Here is a 21,068-nt window from a genome sequence, read left to right as displayed (position 1 = left end):
GCGATCGTGTTCGTTGTGTTCTTGCGCGGTATGTCAGTGCGGGCCGGGAAAAGTCCTGAAAGAGCATCGGTGAAATTCTGAAATTTTGTTGAATTTGGCCTTTCCCGCAGGAAAACGAATGGCTTAATTATCAATCTTCTTGTTCTTGGCAGAACGCCGGAGTTCCGGGAATATCATCGCGGGAGGCGGAGGCCCGGTGCTCAGATTTGTTGGATATGAACTCGATCCGCAGCGGTCCGAACTGCGTGGGCCCGGCGGCGAAACAATCAAGCTGAGGCCCAAGGCTTTCGATTTGCTGCAACTGCTCGCCGCCAACCCGGGAAGGGTCATCGGCAAGCATGAGCTGATGGCAGCGGTCTGGCCAAACGTCCATGTCGGCGAAGACAGCCTGTTCCAGTGTGTTCGGGAAGTTCGCGCAGCCCTCGGTGATGAGAGCCGTCAGTTGATCAGAGCGGTCTCGGGCCGCGGATACCTGTTTGAGGCAGAGGTATCGACAGCGCCGGACGTCATCGCGCCGGAGAAGTCTACACCGCAGGTCGGTCCCGATGCCGAAAGTGGACCGCCGGGTCGATGGCTTGACGTCAAGATACGCCGCCGCGCCGCACTCGTGGCTGTGGCTGGGTTCGGTCTGTCGGCGTTGGCTGCCGCTGCGACGCGGTTCCCGGGTTTCGTCACCGGTTCGCCCCTCACTGTCGCCGTGACCCCCATGACGGCGGCAGGCAACGATCCACTGGCCCTGCGCATGGCGGCAGGCGTCACCCGCGACGTCACCGATGGCCTGGCGAAAATCGAGACGATCCGGGTGGTCATTCCGCCGGGCGGCGCTGTGGGGGCGGCCGACTTCGTCGTGAGCAGTGAACTGGAGAAAACGGAAACAGGGTGGAATTTGCGCGCCCGCATGACCGAACTGGCGACTGGCGCGGTCAAGTGGACCAACTCGCTGTCGGTTGGTCTGTCCGGCGCTGACGCGCAACTGCAGCAAACGCGCCTGACGGCCGGCATGGGCCACGCGCTGGCCCTGCGCATCAACGTGCTCTTGAATGCTGGGGAGCGCTCGGCCGATGGCTTGCCGGCGGGCAGTACCAAAGCGGCGATCGAGCAAGCAACGGCCTCGATCAACCAAACGACGCCGGAGCGCTTTCGCGCTGCAAAGGCGATGCTGGAACAGGCGCTTGCTGACGACCCGGAAAATATCGACCTGCAAGTTGCGCTCGCGGCATTTCAGTTGCGCGGGATCCAGATGGATTGGTTCCCCGCCGCGGAACGCGAAACGGTCGAGAACCGGGTCGGCGAGATTCTTGAGCGCGCCCTGCGCGCGAAGCCGAATTATATCCCCGTGCTCGAAATGCATTGCCGGTACCTGTCTGCGACCAACCGCTTCGTCGAAAGCCTTGTGGCCTGCGGCAAGGTACTCGCCCTCGATCCTTGGAACGGGACCGTGCTTTATCTGGTTGGGCTTTCCCAGGTCTTCCTGGGGCGTTTCGACGAGGCACTTTCAACGTTCGAGCAAGCCGACAGGTTCGATACGCCCCAGGTCGCCCGCTGGACGTGGGCGATCGGCGCTGGCTGGGTCCACATGTTGAAGGGCCGGGCAGAAGAAGCATTGCCTTGGCTTAAGCGCTCGATCGCGATCACGCCGGCGAGCGGTCGCACGCATTTCCTGCTGGCTGCCGCCTATCAGCAGTTGGGCCGAACCGACGACGCCAGGGCTGCGATGGCTCAGGCGATGAAGCTGAGGCCGGGATCGACGGCGCACAATCTGCCACCGCCCACCAAGAACACCAGCCCGGTCTATCTTGGCGCCACCGAACGCGTCGTGGGCCTTATGATTGCCGCGGGTTTGCCCGAGGGTTAAACGGCACAAGAGTGCAAGGTTTGCAGCCTTAGCCGTAGCCCTGCCCGGTCGAAGGAAAGTGTGCCTGAGGTTGCCTGTGCGCGCTTATGGAAATCGTTTCAACGCGCTAAGACCAGCGAAACAACCGAGCGTGCAAAAGAGCCCAGTTGGCCACTCCAGGCTTTCGGCCAATCTGCGGCTGGCGATCGGCCGCCGGTAGCCCCTACCGTATCCGCCTCACCAAACGTCGAGGGCACCCAAAGGCTGGCAGAAAGGTCTTGCATACCCCTAAAATGCGGGAAGCGGACCGGGTGTCCCGCTCCGCTTCGCTTACCTGACAGGGACTCGAACCCGGTGGCACCGAAAATCATTTGCCATTAGAGTCAGGAAATATACTCATACACCAAAAGGCGCATTCGGGCCACTCCTTAGACGCTGCGCGTCAGATTGTTCTGGTCGATCAACGGCCAGGATGGCGTCACCTTCCAGTTGCGGATACCGGCTGGCCCCTCGATCAGGTTTTCGCGGAACACCCACAGATGCGGGTCATTGTTGTCGAACCTGACGACCGAGACCAGACGGATCCCCATCGTCGCCATCGAGATCCGGTTTTCCGCCACCAGGACCTGATGGCCGATGAAACCCCAGATGCGGATGCCCTGCGCAAAGTACCTGGCGAAGTTCGGTCGGCTCGACAGCGCCATCTCGTTGCCTCGGATGCGCAGCGTATCGACATTGCCGACCATCACGCCGTAGCCGGCATAGGCTTGTGCACTGGGCGCCATCAGCTCCATGCGGTTCTCGTCGATCGATACCGATCTCGCCTTGACGTTCAAGCTGCGCATGTGGCTCACCGCCACCCGCACCCCCACCTGGAAGCCGCGTATCACATTGCTGCGGATCGAAACGTTGTCCATGCGCCGGCCACCGCAGACGATACCCTGCGCCCCCAGGCTGGCCGAGTTCTCCCCAAGCGCTTTCAGCCAATTCTGGATTGAACCCAGATTGGCACGGAGCTCCTTGTCCACAAGCGCCTTCTTCGCCATCGCGTAGCTGAGCCCCAGCAGCTCGTCCGCGTTTGCGATCTTGGTGGCCTCACCGCTGCGGGAGATCAGCGTGGTCCAGTCCTTCTGGTTGAAGGCACTGTCGAAGGCGACGACCTGACCGTTGGCTTCGACCACGACATGGCGCTCCGCACCCGATCGCGCGTCGAATCGCTGCACGACCGGATCGCTTGAGACGAGCAACGTCGTGCGCACTTTCGGATCGTTGAGCCTTTCGCCGTTGGCGCCGAACGAGTCCCCCACCCGCCGGAGCTGCTTGCGGAAGATCGGCATCCTGTCGGGGTCCTCGGCAACCGCGGCGAGCAGACCCTGCGCCCAGCGGCTGAACGTATCCTGGTTCCGGACGTCCGCCGCCGCAGGTGGGTTCTTGGCGACCAGCTCGTCCCAATCCTTCTGCGGCACGGGGCTGTCGAAGGTCATTCGCCACTCCTTGGCGGCAATTTCCTTGAAGCCGGTGCCCCGGCCGACATTGCCCTTCGCGGGGCGGGAGATAAGGCTGTTTGCGGTTGCCGCCAACCAGACCTTGTCCGAGAGGAACGCGTCGATGTTGAGGGAACCCCTGCCCGGCTTGGCGCTCAAGAGGTTGCCGGATATGTCGACGTCGAGAGCGTCGGTCACGACGATCCCCTCCTGGAGGTTGCCGACCGTCAGGCTGTTGTCGGTGATCCGCACCGATTGCGTCGCCTGCAGGGTCTTCAGCGTATCGCTGTAGCCCCGAACCGTTATGCAGGTGCGCTCGGTCGAAGTGCCGCCGCCGCAGCTCAGCGTGCAGCCATGGACCTCGACCTCGTCGCAATGACCGAAGTCGAGGGTGCCCTGGCGATGGCCCTTCAGGGCGGGGTCGACGGCGGTATTCGCGTCGGGCGTTGCAAATTCCAGGCCCCTGATCGCGACGCTCGCGCATGCCTCGAAGGCGAGTGCCGCCTCCGTGCGGTTGGCGACGATCCGGACGGTTCCGGGCCCGGCGCCACTGACGCGGATATGCCCCAACTTGTTCATCCGCACGGTGCGCCCGGTGGTGTAGGTGCCGCGAGCGAAACAGATCGAGGCGTTCTCGTCCGGTTGCAACGCTTCCAGCCGCGCGACCCAGTCCTGCCCCGGCTGGATGACGATGGTGGTGCACCCGACCTGCTGAAGCCCCGCCAGCGCCTCGATGGCCTTTTGCACCGTATTGGCCTGCGCTAGTGCGGGCGTGTTGGCCGGGTCGAAGCTCACATGCGTGGCGCGTGACAGCGTGGCGTTGAAGGCGATTGGCGCATGGGTCGGGGTTCCCGCGGCATCCAGCCGCTGGGCAAAGGCGCGCTGGACCCTGGTCGTGCCATCGAGGCTCCAGGCCACCGACGCAACGCCAGTGGCGTCGGTGGTGGCTTCTTCGATCGGCTGGCCGTTGGCGAACTGCCCGGCACCCTCCACCACGGTGAAGCGGATGGTCTCGCCCGCAATCGGGCTGTGACCCCGCACCACAGCCACCGAAAGCTCCTTTGGCAACGGCACCAGGGCGGCCGCGTTCAGCGGATCATCCAGCGTCTCCTGTCCGTCACCTCCGGCGTAGAGCACCTGCTTGGACCGGGTGATCGGCGGGAAAAGCGGGCGGCAGTCTTCGGTCACCGTCCAGGCGCCGGCCGCGTCAAGCGCAAGCCAGGCGAGCGCGGCATAGTTGCGCCGCGGTCCTTGGGCCGGTTTCGACATCGGCTCGCCCGTGACCGGATTGCGTGGCCATTCCACATCGCCCGACACGGCGCGCGCCGGGATCGTCCAGTAATCTCCGGATTGGTATTGACCGGCCGCGAACCGGATCTGAACGCCGCTCTCCAGATCGCCCCAATCGCCCGTGGCATCATCCACCTGCACCGGCAACCCGCCTTCCCAGCGGGTGACGAAAGCCTCGGTCGGAAGCTTGTCGGTGTCTGGAAGACCGTTGTTGAGCAGTGGCGCCAGCGTCAGCGGATCGCGCAGCTCGGCGAGCGAGACGCGCTGTCCCACCACCTCGTCGATCCGGGCAAAGAACCCCGGCGCTTCACCATAGATCGCAGCCTGATCGCGTATTTCGATCCAGTCGCCGGTCTTCAGTGCCGTCACCTCATCCCGGCCGATGCTTTCCACCACCAAAACGCCCGCGTCGATCGCGCGGTAGCGCGTGCGGTGGATGGCGTTCTCACGCGACCATTTGTAGAACGCCGCAGCCTCGTCGCCGCCCAGATGGATCTCGACGCGGAAGAGCAGGTTGTCGAGACTGCGATAGCCCGCCGCGGGCGGCAGGGTGCAGGGACCGGCACTGAGGTCGGAGAGCTCGGCCCGCGCACGCATCACGCCCCGCGGTCGGCCAGCAAGAACAGGATCGAACCCCTTGGAGAGCGCCGGGCAGGTCAGGTCCGCGGCCTGGAATCCGAGTGCCAGGAGCGCCGTGCGCGAGACCAGCGAGACCTGCCAGATGGTGCGTTCGCGATAGGCCGTGTCCGGCCCATCGAAAGCAACTTCGCGCAGCAGCGTCTCGTCGAGCGCGGTCACGATCTGATCCGTGGACTTGAGCACGGCAAGGTAGTCGCCGGCGATCTCGGGAAGCGGCGTGCCGGCGCCGTAAAGCTGGCGGGCGAAGCTTGCCGGGCGGAAGGCGACGGTCACAGCGTCGCCGAGGGCGGGCGTGGTGCGGAAGGTCCGCACGCCGTTGGCGTCCATGGCGAAGTTGCGCACTTTGACGAAGGCGGTCAGGCCCGCCGGGTCCGTGCTCAGAACGTCGTCGTTGGCCAGTCCTTGACCGTCGTCGATGCGCCAGACCGCGTTGCCGCCCGCGCCCGACTGGCGCGTCAGCGCGTAAGCGGCGGGCCAGTGCAACACATGGCCCACACCCGCCACATAGCCGGTGCCCGGCGTGATCACGAGCGTTCCGGTCCCCGCATCCGGGATCAGTCCGAAGCCCGCATCGTCATCCGGAAAACCTGCGGGGCCGATGATGTCTGCCGCGGTCTCCCGGTCCGAGGCGCGCAGGATCTCGCCCTGTTCGTTCCAGTCGGCATCGGTGAACAGGCGGCCCTGCTGCATCCCCACGAGGCTGAAATCCTTGGCAGGATCAAAGGTCTTTCTTGAAATATCGCCGGTCATGGCAGGCCTCCTAACTCATGTAAATGAAGCCAGGAACAAGGCCGAACGGCGCGAATTCCTCGACGGCATCTCGGATGTTGGCGCGACGGGCAGGGTCGCGGTTGGCGTAACCCACGCCCATTTCCATGCCGTCCTCGGCCCCTTCGAGGATGGCCTCGGGCGTGCGCAGGCTGAGAAGCCCGAATTCGGGATCCTGGAAGCGGGTCGAGACGAAGACCGGTCGAGGCTTCGGATCGTCACTGGCGCGCGGCACGCAGCGGTATCGACGCGGCAGGACTGAGGTTTCGTCGGCATAGCAGAACCGGACGCAGCCAGTTTGCCGGTGTTCGACCGTGATCTGCCCGGTCAGGATGCTGTTTTCTGCCTGCAGGCTGCGGCAGGTGGTACGACCAAGGACGGTGCTGCCGCTGCAACTCATGTCCATCAGCGGCACGCGCAGGACCAGGGTGCCGGCCCCTGCCCCGCCGCCGCCCGCGGTCTGATCCTCGCCAATAATCGACCGGGTGATCTCTATTCCACCGGTCGCTTGCGGCAGATCCACCTTCCCGACGATGCAGCGGTCGAGCACGAGGCTCATCCGCTCGTTCTCGGTGGTGGCGCGCACAGAACGGTCGAGTGCCGTGCCCGAGGCGCCGATCGTGCAGTTGTAAAGCCTGAGCGCTCCGAGATCGCCTCCGGGCCTGGCGGTAAGATTGCCACTGATGACCAGACCGTCGATCACCAGCGAGCCGGCCGGGTCATCGCCCGCGTCGGCCGCGTCTATCATCACAGGTGCAAGAACCAGCGGGCGGCGGTGCATCGGCGATAATTGGCCTGGAAAGCGGCGCCGCACGCCTCCCGGCTCCTCCACCACCGGCCAGGCCGCAGCGACGATGGCCAGCGTCGCGCCTTTCGGCAACGTGATCGCATGGGTGGCGGTCAGCGCCTCGGCATGGGTTGCGTTGTCCATCACCGCGATGATCCCGCGCGCGCCCTCACTTGCCTCAGCGTTCCAGCGATCCACCGCGTCGCGCAGGCTGGCTACGACCGGCCCGCCCTTGAGCGGGTCGTCGGTCACATGGCCTGCCACCTTGGTCACGCCGATCTGAAAGGGCGGTGCCTCGCCGGGGATGACGAGGTCTGGGAGCCATTTCTCGAGACTGGAGCGCCGGTCATAGGCGCCACCACCGATGTCGAAGGGCTGTGCGATCGCAAATCCGGTTTCCACCGCCTTGCCCTCGTCCGAGGCGTGCAGCGAGAGCCGGCCAAGTTCCGGGTCGACCATGACGGCGCCGGCGGCGGGCCGCCGCCAAGTGCCGTCACCGGCCTTCTCCAGATTACAGCAGAAGAGCTTATCCGGCGGCACCTCGGCGCCGTCCAGGCGAACCCGAAACGGCGGGCCTTCCTCGAACCAGCGGCCCGCAGTGACGCCCTGGCTGCGGGCGGCGTTGAGGGTGGCAAAGACCTCGTCGCGGGTGAGCGGCGCGGGCACCGTGCGCGGGCTCATGCGTGCAGCCAGGCTGAGATCGGCCGCCGGGCGGTTGACCAACGGCATGTCGCGGCCGAGCGGGTCAAAGGTCAAAAGTCCGGGGTCGGGCGCATCCGGGCGCGGCACGGCGCCGCCGAGGTACCCTGTGTCCGGATTTTCCACCGGCCAGAGTGGCGCCGCCACGTGTCGCCAGATGAACAGCCCCAGGTGCGGAATGTTGTAGCGCCCGGCAAAAGCGTCCGCTTGCCCCGCAGCCGATGAATGCACCATGGTCGAGAATGGCGACCGGCTGGCGCGGCAGCGCGCGGCGTTACGCAAATCTGCAAAGGCCGGCGCGTCCAGCCGCACATGGTTCATGTGTTGCGAGGTGGCAAGTCGCTGGAAGAACTCGACCGCCACCACCGACCATCCGGACACTTCACGCGCCACCTGCTCGACTGCAGCGGCTGTGCCCTTGGCCTGCCGGTTGCGCAGGACATTGGCGATGTATCCGCGCAGAAGGCCGGCCTCATCCGAGCCGATCTCGCGCATCGGGCGCGCCCCGACCAGAGCGGCGATATAGGGCAGCGCCCAGGGCTCGCAGGTCTCCACGAACCAGTCGTCATAGAGCTGGTCGATGTCGCGCTCCAGGATGACGAGTTCCTGCGCCATGATCTCCATCAGCGCCTGTAGTGGGCGGCCTTCTTCGGCATCTCGGGTGCGGAAATGGCTGGGCAGCCGCTCGAACAGGTTGCCGGGTGCGCGGTTATACATCTGCGGCCTCCATGATCGTCAGGGTGACAGCCGACGGCAGAACGGTCAGCAATTGGGCCGGTGCAAAATCGGTGCGCTGCCCACGCTGGCCCGGCCCCGTGGCCGGAAGCGAGGGCAGCACCGAAGACAGTTCCACGGCAACCGAGCCGGTGGCAGAGCCGTCGAGCAGCACCTCGAGCGCATCGAGATCGACCGAGACGACACCCGTCGCCCGATGGAGCGCTGCGATGATTTCGGCCGCGCTTACCGATTGCGCGAGCTTGCGCGCGTCATAGCCGAAAAGGGCCTCGATCTGCTGGCGCGCCCAGAGCGTTACATCCTCGGACCGATAGGCCGGATCGGGATAGATCTTGGCCGTGACGGCGAAGAACTGGCGCGCATAGGGTTGCAGGATCAGCGGGCGCGACGGATCGCGTGCCTTGGCCATGGCATCCGCAAGATTCGATATCAGCGGATCGCTGACCGTCAGCTCGGCATCCGCCTCAGGCGCGACCGTGACGTGGATGACCTTGTTCTGTCCCGACCAAAGTTCGCGCGCCTGCGCCTTGCCGACGCCCGCAAAGCTGCGCGCAAAATCGGCGTAGTCGGTCAGCGATACGATGCGCCCGAGGGTCTTCACCGTCCCCGGCGCGGTTTCTCGCGCGCTATCCAGCGTCTCGGGATCGGCCGAACCTGTCGCCGGCGACGGGTTTACGACGGCACGCACGCCGAGCGGCCGGGTCCTGAGTTGGCTGATCGCCTCTTCCGGCACTTCGCCGGCAATGCCGATACCGCTGCGGTACTGCGCCTTCACGTTCAGCGACCCCGTGGGCAGGCGACGCCCGGTCCGGCCGTCGCCGAACCGCACATGCGCCTTGCCGTCGTCGGACAGGCGAACCTCGTAGACGGCATCCTCCGGCCCGGCTTGTCCGAGCGCAGGCACTTCGTCCCACAGCGCGCCGTCGACGCGGATTTGCAGTGTCGAGGCCCGACCGGTCTCGTTGGCTGCAGAGACGTAGGTGAGTGGTGGCTTTTTCAGCGTGAAGGTCTGGAAGGTCAGCCGCGCGTCGCCGTTTCCGAGGTCTTCGGCCGCCGCCTCGCCGTGCGTGGCAAGCGCCACATTCGCGTTGATGCGCACTGTGGTGCGGTCATAGGGCCATGCGGTCTCTCCGGTCAGCAGCAGGCGGGTGATCCCGTCGATATGCTGGACCTCGTCGATGATATGGGTCTCGCGACCGGTGATCCCCTCTGCATCGTTGCGTGCGCCCGAAAGCGAGACGGGCCGTCCGCGTTCGAGATCAAGATAGAGCCGGTCCAGCTCGACCGAGGCGGATTTCTGCGGCAGTTCCGGTGACAGAGGCACACCGGCAAGCGGAAGGTGCGTGCTGACCGCGTGGATTTGTGAGCCCCTGAACAGGAAGGAATTGTAGATATTGGTCGAACCGACGTCGCCGAGGTCGATCGTATCGTTGTTGGCGGTTCGCAACCCCACGCCGGTCGTCTTGCCCGTGATTGCGTAGTCTGCCCGCGATTCCGCCGCTGCGTGGGTGACCCGCAACCCCAGAGATCCGCCGGAGGCGTTTTCGATGATCGCCCAGCCGTTTGGCTGTAGCTCCTTCAGTTCGCGGTCGAGGTAGACGTGGGAGGCGCCATTTTCGATGTATTTCGCACCCATCCCGTCCATCCAGATGGTGTTGGGTGACCCGCCTGTGGCCCCATCCCAGTTATAGGTGTAGGGGCCTTTGTCGTAGGCGCCATTGGCCTTGGTGCCATAGTTCACCGTGGCATAGAGCGGCGCGGTGTTGCCGAAGAAGCCGGAGCTGTCGCGCATGACATGAAGGCCCAGTGCAGGCACTTCGCCATCGTCCTTTTCCGGCGGCGGCAGAACAAGCAGGCGGACCAGCGTCATGATCTTGGCGCGCTGCCAGGCTTGGGACTGCACCAGTGCCGAGAGTCCGTCGCCCGACCAGGTTCGACCACGCACATGCGTCTCGATCGCTTGGGTCCCGAGTGCGATGCGCGCCGAGGGCATGATGCCGATCAGCAGCTTTGCGAGCCGGAAAGGCGGCGCACGGCGCACCTTTTCGGGCGCGGTGCCGCTGCGCGTCAGCACGACTTTCGTCAGGCCGAAAGCGCGGTCTTCGGTCACGGAAACCACCCGCATCGGCATGGCCGTGACCGGTGCGCCGTCGTTTGCCGCCTGGGCCACCGCCAGCATCCGGGTGCCCCTGCGCAGGTTGAGACCCAACCCGGTGAGGCAGACCTCGTTCACAGGCAGCGCATAGAGCACCGGATCGATCTCGTCGTTGGTCTCGTTATCCTCGATGCGCTTGGCGAGCGAGGCGGGCAGGTCGAGCCGCCGGGTCATCGGGTGGTAATGTTCCAGTTCACCCTCGGCGGCAATGGTGACGAGGTCCGGATCGGCCAGCGTGGCGTCGTCGAAGGAGTTGTCGAGATCGAAGAGGTAGAGCGTGCCGTTGGCGGCGTCATCGTCGTTTCCGAGGTTGTTGTAGAGCACCAGGTTCTGGGGCCGCTCGGTTCGGGCGTGAATGTCGTTCCATTCGGCGCGCGCGGTGATCTCCTCCACCGTTTCGAAAATCTGGGGCAGCTTGCCCTTCTCGTGCGGGATCGACATGGCCTGCACGCCGATGCCGATCTGAACCACGCGGTACGGATTGTCCGCATCCTCTACCGAGAAAGCCAGATGCGTGCTGGACGCCACGCCGGGGGCGAGCTCGTAGCCGATCATCCGCGCGAGTTCGAGGACGGAACGGCGCTGGGTGGCCGTGTCGATGAAGCCTTCGTTGGCGATGCGCTCCGAGTAGAAGGAGACGACGTCGCAGGCCATGGCCCAGGCACCGAGCATGCTGATCGTCGGGTCGCGCGGATCGCGGGTCCGCAACGCCTCGAGCGGCTGGAGCTCGGCTCCTGTCTCTGGGTCTGTCACCCCGTGCCGCGGCAGCAGGTGAAGCATCCGCGCCAACGCCTCGGGCTGCGTGGTGATGCGATAATCCAGCTGCGAAAGCCCGGCACGGTTGGCAGGGCGATGCGGGCCGAGGTCGGTGCGGCCGCAGGGCGAGGTCTTGTCGCGCGTGGCCATGACTAGCGCCCTCCTCCGACGATGAAGCGGACCCGACCGTTCTCTGGACGGCTCGGGTCATTGTCGAGCCTTGCAATCTCGGCGCTGGCGATCGGCACGATCGCTTCGGCGGCGTAGTCCACCCCGGGCTGATCCATCCGGGCGAAGTGCCCCACGGCCACGTTGTTTTCGTCGGTGGTGCCGATCCAGGACACACCGTCGATCCGCATGGCGCGGGCGATCATCGGTGACAGCGCGACGTCCGCCCCGAATTCCAGGACATCGGGATGAAAGAGCCCGCGCGTTCCATCTGGCAGATCTCGATCCGAAAAGAGCGCCAGAAGATCGCGATTGATGTCCGACGCATAGGCATCGGGCGACGCACAGACAAAGAGGATGATGTCGAGCGGCACGAAGACCGGCGAAACGAATTCCAGATCGTGGCCGGCCAGACGGTGGTCTTCGATGAAGGCGCGTAACTCGGCCTCGACTGCGGCGTCTACCTCGCCGCCACCGACAAGGTCGAGTGCCAGTGTCACAGTGTGCCAGCTGCCGGTCCAGCGGCGGCGAGCGAAGGCGCGTGCGACGCGGGGATGGCGGCCGGCGACCTCGGCGTAGTCGGCCGCGGTGACCGCGCGCCGCGACACGCGCAAGGCCTGCGGCGCGGCGACGTGCACGGCCGTGCGCGGTTCGGGCACGGTGCCGCCGGCGGCAGGCACGGGATTATCCAGCGCGGCGATGCCGCTGCCGTCGCCGGTCACGATATGGGCAATCGCGCCAGCCCCGACGTTTCCGCGCAGGCCACCGCCGTGGCGGATGCGCGCAACGAAGGTGGCTCCGTCGGTCGGGCGCCGACCCAGCACACCGTCGCCGAAGCGGATATAGGCCGCCCCAGGTGCTGTCCCGGGCTCCACAGCCACATGCGGCGCGAAACGTTCAGACGTCAGAAGATCGGGCACCGTCGTCCAGAGCTCGCCGTCGCCGACGAGCGCGACCTGCGCCACCGGTGCGGCGATCGGAAAGAGCGACGAAGCGGCAGATGCACCGCGTGCGGATTCCGGATCGAAAGGCGCTGCGCGTACCACCTGCTCGGCCGCCAGCCGATAGCGGGGCGTCTGACCCGGCCCATCGTCCGGCAGAAGGCCACCGGCAGGAAGAGTTTCGAGCACGATCGCGTCCTCGGGCGCGGGGTCTCCGTGATCGACGGTGCGGCCTTCGTCCACCAAAAGAACGTTGCCACGCGCCACCGACATCGGTGTCCCGTTGAGTGTCCCGATGGGCAGGGCGAACCGCAGCGCGTCCTCGGCAAACCAGCGCACTTCCGTCAGGGCAAGTCCGAAGATCGGGTCGCTGGCCGGTGCTGGGTCTTCCGACAGGCGCACGACCTGACGGTGGGTGGGATCGGGCGGATCCTCGGCGCTGCCGCCAAAGGGAATACGCTCCTCCAGAACCAAGAGATCGCCGGCGGCCAGGTCGAGTTCGCCGGGCGCCTTGGTCAGGAAGGCCGAGGTCGCGCCCTTCCTGAGGCAGCAACCCTCGTCACCCCAATCGTGGAACCCCGCATCGTTGCGTGCAACGCGCAAGGACTTCAGCGGCTCCAACGCCTCGAACACAATCGATCCGCGACGGGTCATGTCCTCGAACAACTCGGCGTCCGGTGCCACCACGGTAGGCCTCCCCTGCCCCCTGGCCTCGGGCCGGGTCAGGAGCCTGGTGCCGCGGGCAATCACGTCAGGCGCGCCGTCCCGATCGAGGCCCGCCGTCACCGCGACGGCGGTGCGCGCATTGCAGCCCTCGCCCGGGCGGTAGCCGAGCAGTCGCGCGTGGCGCACCAGCGACTGTCGAAAACGCGTACGCTCGAAGAACGCTTCCGTTCCCACGGCGTCCTGAAACCAGCTCGCCTTGTCGGCGGCATCGGCCAGCACCTCGATCAGCGTCACGCCCAGGTCCGCCGGGTTGCGCTCGGACCAGTCGACCATGGTGGCGGACATCCGATCGAGCATCATGGTGCGGAAGCCAGAGAAGTCTCGCGTCAGGTAGTCGGTCGGAGGCCCCTGAGGACGCCGCGGCATGGGTTGTGCGGGGTCGGCGCAATCGAAGTCCGAGGGGCATTCGACCTTGAAGGAGAAGCTCACGCTCGAAAGTTGGCGATCCATGTTGGCGGGCGGTGCGGCATTGACCGGTCCCTGCCGCAGCGACAACACGTAAGGTGAGAAGTCCCCCGCCTGGTTGAGCGTCAGCCGCTGGGTCAGCCCGTCCGGCTGCAACGCCAACGACAGCACCTTGATGCCCTTGATCCGCGTTCCACCCGTGACAGCAAAATTGTCTTCGGTGAGTGCGGCAACGCCGTCGGGCTTGAGGAAGGTGACGTCGAGCAGTTTCTGCGCTAGGCCTGCCGGCGCGAGGCTATCCAGCACTTCGACGAAGTCGATGCCGTTGATTTCAAGCCCGCCGCCCATGTCGACGTTGCTGTCGAGGACCCTCTGCCGGCGCAGCGACGTTCCGCAATGGCACTTGCACGTCGTCATATCGCGCCCTCCACGACGGCGTGGCGGATCTCGTCGTCGCCGAGCCGGCTGTAGACAACGGTGACGCGCAGCTGGCTGTCCACCGCCTCGACCCTGACGCCGCGCAACTCGATCACCTCGACCAGCCATTGCTGAAGCGCGCCCTGGACCATGTGCTGGACCGCGGCGGCAATCTCGGGCGCGTTCTCCGAAAACAGCATCTCGTGCAGTCCGGCGCCGAATTCCGGCCGGTTGATGCGTTCGCCCCGGCGCGTGAACAGCACCTGTTCGATCATGTCCCGGATCTGCTGGTCGCGGTCGGCCTCGGCCGTGGTTCCGGCTGCCGAGATCCTGTAGGGGAAGGAAAACCAGGTCATATCGCCACGACCTTGGTTTGCGGTGAGGACCAGACCACCGGACCGTTGGGGATCTGGCCGGATTTGCACAGGTCGCCGGGGTTGACCAGCAGCACCGGCGTGCCACCCGACTGCACCTTGGTGGCAGCCTTGGTGAACTCGGCAATGAGGCAGGGCTGGGGTTTGGGCTCCGGCGTGGTGAAGGGGCAACCGGCAATCGTGCCCTTGTCGCCCATAAGCGCCGCTGGCGTGCCGACGATCAGCAGCTTCGTGCCGGTCGCAGCGATCGTGATCGGGATCGAATGTGGGCAGCTGGCGACGGTTCCCTGCGTGACGATCGGCGTGGTCATGGCAGCACCTTCAGGTTTCCGTTGTTGATCGTGACCCCATCGGCGGCAAGCTTGACCGTCGCACCGGCAAAGCTCAGCTCCATCGCGGCCGCCCCGGCCTTCAGCACGGCCTCGCCGGTGGCTGTGGTCACGCTGAGGGTGAGTTCGGCCACACCGGGTGCGTCGAGCACCTTCAGCGTGAAGTTGTCCCCCTTCCAGACGCGCGTCAGCGCCTGCGTCGGCCCCATCGGCGCGGGCGTGTCCCCGGCATTCCAGAACCCGCCCGACCAGATCGGATAGTCCGTATCGCCGCGCTCGAACTCGACCCAGACATTGGCGCCTTTCGGTGGGATGGCGAAGATGCCGACACCCGGCCCCGCGCCGGGCAGACAGGGCATGGCCCAGGCGAGCGTGCCGTCTCCCATCACGTCCGGCACGCTGACCTGGACCCGGCCAAGTCCCATGGGGTCGATGGCGAGCTCGACCTTGCCGCGGTATTTGCCGAAGTATTTTTCGTCCGCGCAGCTCATATCGGCGATACCTCCGGTGCGACTGCGGGCAGGATGGGATAGAGCCCGTCGCGCTGAAGTGCGAACGTCTGGGTGTAGGATCCGGGCTTGAGGACGTGTCTGACTTCGGACACCGTATAGGTGCCGTTGTAGATCATCCCGAGACCGCGAACATCGACCGCGTAGTAGGGTTTGAGCACTGCGTTGTAGCGCGTGTTGTCGATGGTGCCGGAGACCTCCAGCACTCTTTCGGCCGGCTCGTTCACTTCCGCCATCAGCCGCGCGAGCACCTGCGCGGTGTTGAGACCCGAGGTCTCGATCTCCTTGGTCTTGGTGTTGCCCATCTGCGTCAGCGCTTCCGAGAGCGCCGAGAGCGGCGTGTTGGTCGAGGTGGGAATTTCCAGTGACACCACCTGCCCGGTAGAGCGGTCGTGCACCTTGGCGCGCGCGGCCGTCAGGGTCTCGCCATCGTGGTTGACCGTGACATCGTAGGCGTCCGACATCGGCCCCAGGTTGACCGAAATCGGCTTCTGCGGCATGCCCGGACGCGGCACCGGGCCGAAATAGAGCTGGCTGATCCCCGGCACCGGGCCGGGATCGATGAACACCTGGTAGCCGTGACGCTTGGCCATTTTCTTGGCATAGGCAAGGTCCGAACAGGTCTGCTGCGGCGTGCGATCGACCGGGATTGGCGGATCGATCACCTGCGGCGGCATGATAACCGGGATCACGCCATAGGTGGCGTATTGCAGCGCCATGGCATTCATGATGATGGTTTCGTCCTGAGCCGGGTGCTGGGTGCGCTTTTGTTCGCGGTCCATGACGAAGGTCAGGTCGCGACCCAGCATGAGGTACTTGCCTTCATTCGAACCTTCGCCCGGGATGTACTGGGTCTTGGTCACCATTCCATCGAAGATCGGCGTCGGCAACACCCCGTTCCAGACCACCACCACCACGCGCGCGCCGCGCTGGAACAGCGGATTATTGACGAACGGCGGTCCAAACGCGCCAAGCGGGCCCTCGCGTCCGGCCAAAAGCGTGATCTTGAATCCTGAGTCCTTCTTCATCGCCTGGCGCACCTCGATCTCCTCGATCGCCTCCATCGCCTCGAGCGGCGCCGGCAGCACGACGGCTTCCTTGCCCAGAAGCAGGGTGGCGCGGATGCCGAGGATGTTGCCGAAGGCGCTCACGTGGTCCTGCCTCCGTTCAGATCCGGCATGGGAATGGCCAGCGGAGCGCCGGGCACTTGGGTCAGCTGGTCGGGATGTGCGGCGGAATTGGCGTTGGCGATCATCCACCAGGCGGTCGCCTGGCCATAGGTCTGCGCGGCGATGATGTCGGCGCGGTCGCTGTCGGTGACGCGATGCTGGCGCGCGACGGTGTGATCTTCGGGATGCGGCAGGATCGGCGGCACGATGTGGCGCACCGTACTGCCGTCAGGCCGGGTGAACTCGGCTTCGGTCGCGTGGGCGTATCGGCTTGTCGGCGTGATCATCGTGCCCTCTCAGATCTCCAGATTGCCCGCCACATCGGCGATGTTGTTGACGCTGGCGACGGTTGCGAGTGTCTCCTTGACCACCTGATGGGTCAGAAAGGCCCAATAGCCCGGGTTGGTCATCGACAGGTCGTTGTAGGTCAGCACCTTCATCGAGAGCGCAACGTCGGCGCGGATCGGGTTCAGCGCCGGGTCGTGGGCTGTCTCGGTAATCGACAGGCTTTCGATCTTGACCGGCAGCACGCGCTTCCAGCCGTAGATGAAAAGTGTCAGCGGTGCTGCGGGCGGCACCACCTCCATGGTTCCGGCCAGCATCAGCGCCTGGTTGATCGCAACGGCAATGGTCTTGGGGTAGACCATCATCTCGAGTGCTGCGAGGTAGCCCGAAATGCCGCCGCCCAGAGGTCCGTTCTCGCCCTCTTCCATCTGGTCGATCAGGTCCATCTTGAGGTTGGCGCTGATCGTCTCGGTGGGAGGTCCGGCCAGCCGCAACGGTTCGGCCCGCCCGTTGCCTGCCTGGCTGTAGTTCGGCGCGATCGACCGGGTGATCTGGTCGGGGTTGTACTGGAAGATCGCGACCGAAGAGAGCGGGTTGAAGAGATCAAGCCCGACAAGGGCGCCCTTCTGGACCTGGGGAGATATCGTAAGACCGGTCATAGCAAGCTCCGATCTGAGACGCCGGACGTGGAACGAGTGAAGTCATTCTTGGGAAACGGTCTCATCTGTCAGCACTCAGCTTTGCCCAGAACCCGTCGCTGCCCGCCGGATCGATTTCGATTTCGGTATCGTTCTTCAGCACATAGGGGCCGTCCGGGAGGTACTTGATCCAGTCGCCGGATTTGTCGCGCCTCACCTCGATGACCTTGATCCGGATGGGCAGCGGTCCGAAGGTCTTCAAGTCCGACGTCTGGACGTAGAGGTAGACGTCGAACAAGGTCTTGGCGTCGCCCCGTCCTGGCGCGAAACCACCGGAAGGCCCTGGCAGGATTGTGTGATAGCCCGTTACCGTCCCGCTCGGATCGGCGATTTGCCCACGACGAATGGACTGGGTCGTTTGCCCCCCGGATCCAGGCTGGCCGCCACCGCCGCCGGTCGCGCCGCCTGCGGGCTTCTGCTCGGGGGCCTGTCCCGCGGGCTTGTCTTTTGCCGCGTCGGGTACGGTTTGCTTGTCCGCGGGTGGGCTGCTTTTGACGGTCGGCGGGCTGCTTTTGTCTGGTGGGTCCCATACCTCCGGAGTGCCCGGCGGCGGCGGTGCTTGCGGTTCGAGCAACTTGCGGAATTCTTCCGGCAGTTTGCTGCGGTCGACCTTGCCGGCGTTGTCGACGATTCCAGTGCCCAGGCGACCATGTTCGCGGATTTCCTTCTGGGTCGCTCGGCGCTCGTTCATGCCCGGCGGGAAGCCCGGCGGCGGTTTCGAGAGGTCGCTGCCGCCCCGTCCGCTGCCCGGATTGTCGATGTCCTCGCACGGGACCTCGGCCGCGTCAGGCAGATCGGGCGCATCGCCGATATGATCGCAAAGCAGCGGCTTCACCTCGGGCGGCAGAATCTCCTTGAGATGGCTGCGGATCGTCTCGGCGATTTCCTTTGGCAGGTTCTGGATGATTGCCCGACCGAGGATGAACTCCTTTATCAAGTCCTGCGCGACGCACGAGCCCAACAGATGCGACAGCAGATACTCGCTGGGTGAGATGTCGAAGAGCGAAAGGATGTAGTCCACACCGGCAACGACGCAGGAAATTCCCACCGTCTCGAGCCCGCCGGCGGCGCAGGAGGCGATGCGGGCGACGTTGAACACATGCCGGGCGATGCTGATCAATGTCTTGGCAGCTTCCCAGGTGTCCATCACGGCTTCATAGATGCTGCCGAAGCGGGTCTTGATCGCTTCTGCGGCCTCTTCGACCTTGGCTTCGATCTGGGCCGCGATTTCCTCATACTTCTTGACGAACTCGCCTTCGATCGGGTCGGTGTATTTGCTGAAATCGGCGCCGATCATCGACTTCAGCAGCGACTTGAACCCTTCCTCGACGCAGTCGACCAGATAGGCGCCAACCTGCGGCAGCATGACCTTGATGATGGCGCCGAAGATCACGCCGCCGACCTTCATGATCGCCTTGCCGATCTTGCCGCCGCTGGTGCGCTTCTTCGCGCCCGCCAGGAAGTTTTCGAACTTGGTCTTCAGCCGGTGGTAGATGTTGAGCGCCTTGACGAAGGTCGCGCCAAAGGTCTTGCGCATGGCCCCGAGCATCCGCCCCGACCGCCCTTCCATGAGTTCGGCACGGTTGAATTCGGTTTGCGCCTTGGTCAGCGCGGCTGTGTCCTGCACCGGTCGCGAACCGTCGGGACCGGTGCCACCCAGCAGCTTGACGGTGTTCTGGATCGCCGTGTCGAAGGCCAGCTTGGCGATGTCCGCCTTACCGGTCCCGGTCTTGATGTTGGTGTATTCGGCAAAGGTCCTGGTGAAGGTTCTCTGTTTTTCCTTCCAGGTGTTGTACTGCGCCTGGAACGGATCTTCCTGTGGCGGCAGCGGTTTTTTGGGCTTCTTGGGTTGAACGCGGGCATTGGCATGGCGAAGCGGCATGACCTTCTTGCCCGTCGGCGAAGAGACCATCTGGTCGTACAGGGTCTGGCTCGCCTCGGTCAGCTTGTCGCGCCGGTTGGACCGGGATGTGCTGGTGTCCTGTTCCTTGATTTCATCTGGCCAGAAAACATACTCCCACAGGTACTTGGCGCCGCTTTTCTGCCGGTAATAGGACTTCCCCGTATAGGTGAACCCGGTAACGTTCTCGTACTTGTCACGACCAAGGATCGTCTTGCTGTACTTGTTGAGGCGCAGCCTCAATGCACTTTCCAGAGGGATGAAGTCGCCGCTGCTGGCCGAGCTCGTCATCTTGGCGGCGCTGAAGTTGGTCCTGGCGAGCGAATTGCTTCGCGACGACCCGGTCAGGGTTCCGGCTGGCGCGGTGCCATTCTTGACGGCCTCGCTCTGTTCCACCGTCTTGTTGTAGCGCCGGGCAGCTTCATTGAAACCGGTGGCGTAGTCGCCAACCTGTTTTTCCGCGTCGCTCATGCGATCCCGGTCACCGGCGAATTTTACGTCGCCAATCTCGTAGCTCGAGGGCGCATCGAGTGCGGATCGAATGAAGTCGGTGGTAGCCCAGCGAGGGCTCGATTCCGTGCTGTATTTCTCGTAGCCTCCGCCCGGTCTCAGGGCGGCGCCGCCGATGTGAAGCGACTTTCTTGCGTCGTACCCCAGGCTCTTGGGTACGACGTTCTTGCCACCGTCCGACACGACGTACCACGGCAGCGCGGTCGGCCCGCCAGCGCCAGTTCCGGTCCCTGTCCCGGTGCTGCTGCCAATGCCAGTGTAGGGCGCAAACCGCAGTCCCCAGAGTTTGTTGGGATCTGAGATGACCAGGTCGGCATAGCCAAACCCGTCGTCCACAGCGCCCTTGTCGCGCTGCGCGTTGGGCACCGCTACCTCACCCATGAGTTTTGCATTCTTCTTGACCGCATCGGCAACGACGAGGTCGTGGGTGGGTGTCTTTTGGGGGTCCTCTCCGAAGTAGAGCGTTTCGCTGATGATCTCGGATGGGGCGCGGCGCACCTTCGGCTGCACCTCATCCGGCTGGGTCTGCTGCAGCACGTGTGTCAACTCGTGTGCCATGGTGAAGGACGGCGTGTCCGCTTCGTTTCGACCCAGCCAGACGTGGTTGCGGAAGGTAAAAGCGCGCGACGAGATGCTGTCATTCAGCGCGTCCGAGGCGCTGCCGCGGTGGATGCGCACGGCCGAGAGGTCGCGACCCATACGGCTTTCGAAGAAGTTGCGTGTCTGGGGCGAGAGCGCGCTGCCACCGGATTCGAGCTGACCGGCCGAAGCGGCGATGTGTTCGGTCCCGGCCGCAGTGGCGGGCCGCATCCGCGGCATCTCGGCGAGGTCATGCAGGGTTTCGCGATCAAGCAGCGACGCCGGCGCGCGCTGCACCGTGGCGCGGGACCTGCGGGGCATTACCGGCATCTCGTCATCACGAGCGCTGCAGGCGGCGCATTTGCGTTGAACGGCAGATCTGCGCGCCATCACCTCCGGCTCGTCATCCTCACTCAGGCGCTGAAGACCAGAGCCGGCGCGGCCAGCCACGACCGTCTCAGCGACAGCATCCGCTTCGGTCTCGTGCGGATGATCGACCGGTCCCACCGAAAGCCTCGGCATGACCGGCGTCTCGTCGCCGCCGCAGGTCGCGCATTTCCGCCTGACACGGCGGGCCATGACATCAGGCGTCTCTTCGCCGATCCCGCCGGTCTGAATGGCCTGCGGTCCGCGCAACGCCATGACCCGTCCGGCGATGTCGTCCGCCTCGCGCTCGAACGGGTCATCCACCGGACCGACTTCGAGCTTCGGCATGACCGGCATCTCGTGCTCGTCGTCTTCTCCGCCGCATTCGGCACAGACGCGCCGGACAGGAGGTATTGAGGTCAGCGAGGAAAGCAGGCGCCGAGGCGCTTCGTCCATGTCCGGCGACGGCTCGGCCTTGCGTTGCGCTGGCGTCGAGAAGGCAACGGCGGGCGGCTTGGCGGCGTGGGCGACACTCACGGGCATGG

12 protein-coding genes are annotated in these 21,068 nt (G+C 65.0%); 1 reads left to right on the top strand and 11 read right to left on the bottom strand.

What is annotated here, in order from left to right; genetic code table 11:
• The first annotated feature begins 292 nt into the window (after nucleotides 1-292).
• The gene (locus VGO04_RS29030) at nucleotides 293-1,855 is read left to right on the top strand and encodes a tetratricopeptide repeat protein (RefSeq protein ID WP_414650618.1); all 1,563 of its coding nucleotides are present in this window, start codon (nucleotides 293-295) and stop codon (nucleotides 1,853-1,855) included.
• A 407-nt stretch (nucleotides 1,856-2,262) separates the two neighbouring features.
• Here VGO04_RS29030 and VGO04_RS29025 read toward each other — a convergent pair whose 3' ends face one another.
• The 11 genes from VGO04_RS29025 to VGO04_RS28975 form a co-directional block, all read right to left on the bottom strand.
• The gene (locus VGO04_RS29025; RefSeq protein ID WP_327499426.1) at nucleotides 2,263-5,997 is read right to left on the bottom strand and encodes a DUF6519 domain-containing protein; all 3,735 of its coding nucleotides are present in this window, start codon (nucleotides 5,995-5,997) and stop codon (nucleotides 2,263-2,265) included.
• Nucleotides 5,998-6,007: 10 nt separating this feature from the next.
• Entirely contained in the window at nucleotides 6,008-8,218 is a 2,211-nt protein-coding gene (locus VGO04_RS29020) for a hypothetical protein (RefSeq protein ID WP_327499425.1), read from the bottom strand.
• The gene (locus VGO04_RS29015) at nucleotides 8,211-11,297 is read right to left on the bottom strand and encodes a putative baseplate assembly protein (RefSeq protein WP_327499424.1); all 3,087 of its coding nucleotides are present in this window, start codon (nucleotides 11,295-11,297) and stop codon (nucleotides 8,211-8,213) included. Before VGO04_RS29015 ends, VGO04_RS29020 begins: the two co-directional genes overlap by 8 nt.
• A 2-nt stretch (nucleotides 11,298-11,299) precedes the next feature.
• Entirely contained in the window at nucleotides 11,300-13,804 is a 2,505-nt protein-coding gene (locus VGO04_RS29010) for a hypothetical protein (RefSeq protein WP_327499423.1), read from the bottom strand.
• The gene (locus tag VGO04_RS29005) at nucleotides 13,801-14,160 is read right to left on the bottom strand and encodes a GPW/gp25 family protein (RefSeq protein WP_327499422.1); all 360 of its coding nucleotides are present in this window, start codon (nucleotides 14,158-14,160) and stop codon (nucleotides 13,801-13,803) included. The genes VGO04_RS29010 and VGO04_RS29005 overlap by 4 nt, the downstream gene beginning before the upstream one ends.
• Complete coding sequence (locus VGO04_RS29000; protein ID WP_327499421.1) at nucleotides 14,157-14,489, bottom strand: hypothetical protein; 333 nt, start codon at nucleotides 14,487-14,489, stop codon at nucleotides 14,157-14,159. Before VGO04_RS29000 ends, VGO04_RS29005 begins: the two co-directional genes overlap by 4 nt.
• Entirely contained in the window at nucleotides 14,486-14,998 is a 513-nt protein-coding gene (locus VGO04_RS28995) for a phage baseplate assembly protein V (protein ID WP_327499420.1), read from the bottom strand. Before VGO04_RS28995 ends, VGO04_RS29000 begins: the two co-directional genes overlap by 4 nt.
• Nucleotides 14,995-16,167 (bottom strand): hypothetical protein, encoded by a 1,173-nt coding sequence (locus VGO04_RS28990; protein WP_327499419.1) that lies wholly within the window; start codon nucleotides 16,165-16,167, stop codon nucleotides 14,995-14,997. Before VGO04_RS28990 ends, VGO04_RS28995 begins: the two co-directional genes overlap by 4 nt.
• On the bottom strand, nucleotides 16,164-16,472 hold the full coding sequence (locus VGO04_RS28985) for a hypothetical protein (RefSeq protein WP_327499418.1): 309 nt from the start codon (nucleotides 16,470-16,472) through the stop codon (nucleotides 16,164-16,166). Before VGO04_RS28985 ends, VGO04_RS28990 begins: the two co-directional genes overlap by 4 nt.
• Before the next feature lie 9 nt (nucleotides 16,473-16,481).
• Nucleotides 16,482-17,129 (bottom strand): hypothetical protein, encoded by a 648-nt coding sequence (locus VGO04_RS28980; RefSeq protein WP_327499417.1) that lies wholly within the window; start codon nucleotides 17,127-17,129, stop codon nucleotides 16,482-16,484.
• 61 nt (nucleotides 17,130-17,190) lie between these two features.
• Nucleotides 17,191-21,066, bottom strand: coding sequence for a DUF4157 domain-containing protein (locus VGO04_RS28975; protein ID WP_327499416.1), 3,876 nt, complete (start codon nucleotides 21,064-21,066; stop codon nucleotides 17,191-17,193).
• Nucleotides 21,067-21,068: the final 2 nt, after the last annotated feature.

This window comes from Ensifer sp., from assembly GCF_035999185.1.
Lineage (GTDB): Bacteria > Pseudomonadota > Alphaproteobacteria > Rhizobiales > Rhizobiaceae > Ensifer.
This window is presented reverse-complemented; position numbering and strand designations above follow the sequence as displayed.

What these genes read in the sequence shown, in the direction of transcription:
- VGO04_RS29025 (WP_327499426.1), bottom strand. Translation starts at nt 5,997, where the DNA reads ATGACCGGCGATATTTCAAGAAAGACCTTTGATCCTGCCAAGGATTTC.
- VGO04_RS29020 (WP_327499425.1), bottom strand. Translation starts at nt 8,218, where the DNA reads ATGTATAACCGCGCACCCGGCAACCTGTTCGAGCGGCTGCCCAGCCAT.
- VGO04_RS29015 (WP_327499424.1), bottom strand. Translation starts at nt 11,297, where the DNA reads ATGGCCACGCGCGACAAGACCTCGCCCTGCGGCCGCACCGACCTCGGC.
- VGO04_RS29010 (WP_327499423.1), bottom strand. Translation starts at nt 13,804, where the DNA reads ATGACGACGTGCAAGTGCCATTGCGGAACGTCGCTGCGCCGGCAGAGG.
- VGO04_RS29005 (WP_327499422.1), bottom strand. Translation starts at nt 14,160, where the DNA reads ATGACCTGGTTTTCCTTCCCCTACAGGATCTCGGCAGCCGGAACCACG.
- VGO04_RS29000 (WP_327499421.1), bottom strand. Translation starts at nt 14,489, where the DNA reads ATGACCACGCCGATCGTCACGCAGGGAACCGTCGCCAGCTGCCCACAT.
- VGO04_RS28995 (WP_327499420.1), bottom strand. Translation starts at nt 14,998, where the DNA reads ATGAGCTGCGCGGACGAAAAATACTTCGGCAAATACCGCGGCAAGGTC.
- VGO04_RS28985 (WP_327499418.1), bottom strand. Translation starts at nt 16,472, where the DNA reads ATGATCACGCCGACAAGCCGATACGCCCACGCGACCGAAGCCGAGTTC.
- VGO04_RS28980 (WP_327499417.1), bottom strand. Translation starts at nt 17,129, where the DNA reads ATGACCGGTCTTACGATATCTCCCCAGGTCCAGAAGGGCGCCCTTGTC.
- VGO04_RS28975 (WP_327499416.1), bottom strand. Translation starts at nt 21,066, where the DNA reads ATGCCCGTGAGTGTCGCCCACGCCGCCAAGCCGCCCGCCGTTGCCTTC.